This window comes from Marispirochaeta aestuarii, from assembly GCF_002087085.1.
Classification (GTDB): domain Bacteria; phylum Spirochaetota; class Spirochaetia; order JC444; family Marispirochaetaceae; genus Marispirochaeta; species Marispirochaeta aestuarii.
Genome location: NZ_MWQY01000050.1, coordinates 1 through 2,328, shown reverse-complemented (window position 1 = coordinate 2,328; position 2,328 = coordinate 1). Strand labels below are relative to the sequence as shown.

At 32.9% G+C, this 2,328-nt stretch carries 3 protein-coding genes; all 3 read right to left on the bottom strand.

Features of this window, described 5'->3' with window-relative positions:
- Positions 1 to 179: 179 nt before the first annotated feature.
- The 3 genes from B4O97_RS19040 to vapB all read right to left on the bottom strand — a co-directional run bounded on the left by B4O97_RS19040 (position 180) and on the right by vapB (position 2,242).
- On the bottom strand, positions 180 to 1,358 hold the full coding sequence (locus tag B4O97_RS19040; protein ID WP_083053104.1) for a hypothetical protein: 1,179 nt from the start codon (positions 1,356 to 1,358) through the stop codon (positions 180 to 182).
- Between the two features lie 254 nt (positions 1,359 to 1,612).
- Positions 1,613 to 2,014: a type II toxin-antitoxin system tRNA(fMet)-specific endonuclease VapC gene (gene vapC, locus B4O97_RS19035; protein ID WP_083053103.1), complete on the bottom strand. Its 402-nt coding sequence runs from the start codon at positions 2,012 to 2,014 to the stop codon at positions 1,613 to 1,615.
- Positions 2,015 to 2,242 carry a type II toxin-antitoxin system antitoxin VapB gene (gene vapB, locus B4O97_RS19030; protein ID WP_083053102.1) on the bottom strand — a complete coding sequence of 76 codons (228 nt, stop codon included), beginning with the start codon at positions 2,240 to 2,242 and terminating at the stop codon, positions 2,015 to 2,017.
- Positions 2,243 to 2,328: the final 86 nt, after the last annotated feature.

The window sequence follows — 2,328 nt, the reverse complement described above, 5'->3', positions numbered from 1 at the left end:
ATAACATCCAATTGAGCTGCGTGGCGTTAAGTTGGCATGCGTTTGTGCTGCTACCATTCAACAGTATATCACCAATTTCGCTCACACCGTTACTTTTAAGCTATTCTACTCCTGGAACCAGTAGCACAAACCATGACAATAGCCACGTCTGCTCCAATTGCTGGTTATATGGTGATTATCTATATTGGTTCTCCAAACTTTTCTTGAAAAGAATTCTGAAATGTCTCGTTTGTTCTTGCCTCCTTAAATAGCGGCCAATTTCTTATTTGATCCTTGTCTATTTCTTCCTGCTCATCCAGTATTTTTAATATTTTTGCACTATTTTCGTAATCATTCATTAAACAATAATATGCGAGCTTATATTTATTGTTATAAGTCATCCATTTTCTTTTATTTAATAGTTCTTCACATTTTTCTTGATCACCTTTCCATTTATATGTTTGGGCAAGATTAATATCAATTATCATCAAACTTTCTTCATCAAGCTGCCTTGATAGTTTATCTTTAAAGTAAGTAAGTATTTCAATAACTGAATCTAAATTACCATCAATAATCATATTTACAGATTGATCATGTATAAAATTATTGGCTTGATCTATCTCTTCAGGCAACAATTTTCTCCAAAGTGTATGTGCCAACAATATACCAAACTCATATAAAACAGAAAATGCTTTATTAAAATACTCCTTATCACACTTCAGTCTTTCTTGTTCATTTAAATGGCTAACATCGACACCGTTCTCTTCACAAACACCGATATATTGTTTATTTACAATTCCGTCGTTGTGGACGAAAAGATTTCTTCGCTCAGTTACTTCAATAAAATTCAATAACCACTTATTATCTGTGGTCAAACCATTTATCTTGCATTTCTTTTCTAACCATTTTAGATGTTCAATGTGACTATTTCGCAGTAGCAGATCAATCTCTCTCCATATTAGATGTTTTTTTGCTTCTTCAATAGAAGTGAAAGTAGATAATTCGGAGAATTTTATATCTTGATTTATCATTGATAATGCATCAGGCTTGCACATGAAGAATTCTTCAATAATTTTCGATATAAATACATCGTATATACTAACAGCCGATACTAAAAGTGATTTTGGCAAAATATCAATTCCATTTGTTAATGTCTTAAAGCGTTGATATTCCCTATATGTCATCGTAATAGAATCATTCTCAGGTTCAGTCACCTCTTCTTCTTTTGGTATTTCTGCACCTTTGTTTTCTTCTTTAAAATACTTATCAAATGAATCTTTAAAAGTACTAGACATAAGCATAAATACAATCTCACCTGAAAACTTCAAGGATTGTAATTTTGTATAATAATCCTCAATAATAACTTCAAAATTACTCACAATCTCTCCTGACCTGTACTATCATCCATATAACATCCAATTGAGCTGTGTGGCGTAAAGCTGGCATGTGTTTGTGCTGCAACTATCTTGCAGTATAACTCCACCTATTCACCAGAACAACTCAAAACTATTGTTTGCCGTTCCCGCATAGAGCACAAACCATGACAGTAGCCACATCTGCTCCAATTGCTGGTTATATATTTGATCACCGTAGTATTAGGCGTTTTTTCTTTCTCAAATATTCCTCTTAATAGCTATTCAATCCAATTTTCTATTTCTAATCCTTCAATTCTCACAAACTCATTGACATTATTCGTCACTAAACATAATCCACGACTTATAGCCTGTGAGCCTATTAAAAGATCCATATTTCCTATTATATTTCCTTTCTTCTCTAAATCAGCTCTTATTATTGCATAGGAGTAAGCATCATTCTGATCGAAATCCAGAATTCTAAACGGGAGAAGAAACTCCATTAGAGCAATTCTATTTTCATCTTGTTTTTTACTCTTTTCTACTCCGAGAGCTAATTCAGCAATTGTCATAGTTGATAGTGCAATTTCTTCAATTCCTGCATTTTCAATACGACTCATAATTTTCCGATATTTGTTATTTAATATGTATATACAGATGTTTGTATCTAATAGATACCTCATCTACAACAACTCTCGTTCTTGTGGGACTTCTTGATCTCTGGAGAAAACCATATCCTCGGAGAATCTATCTAACGATTCATGAAATATTTTCCATACTTTATCTTTTGGTATGAGCATTACCACGTCGTCTATTTTTTTTATAAACACATCATCGCCTGAGAATCGATATTCTTTTGGCAGTCGTACAGCTTGGCTTCTACCGTTTTCAAAGATTTTTGCGGTATCCATATCAAAACCTCCTGGATTGTGATATATACTACAATATATACCGCGTTTAGCTTTTTTTCAATATATATAACATCCAATTGAGCTGC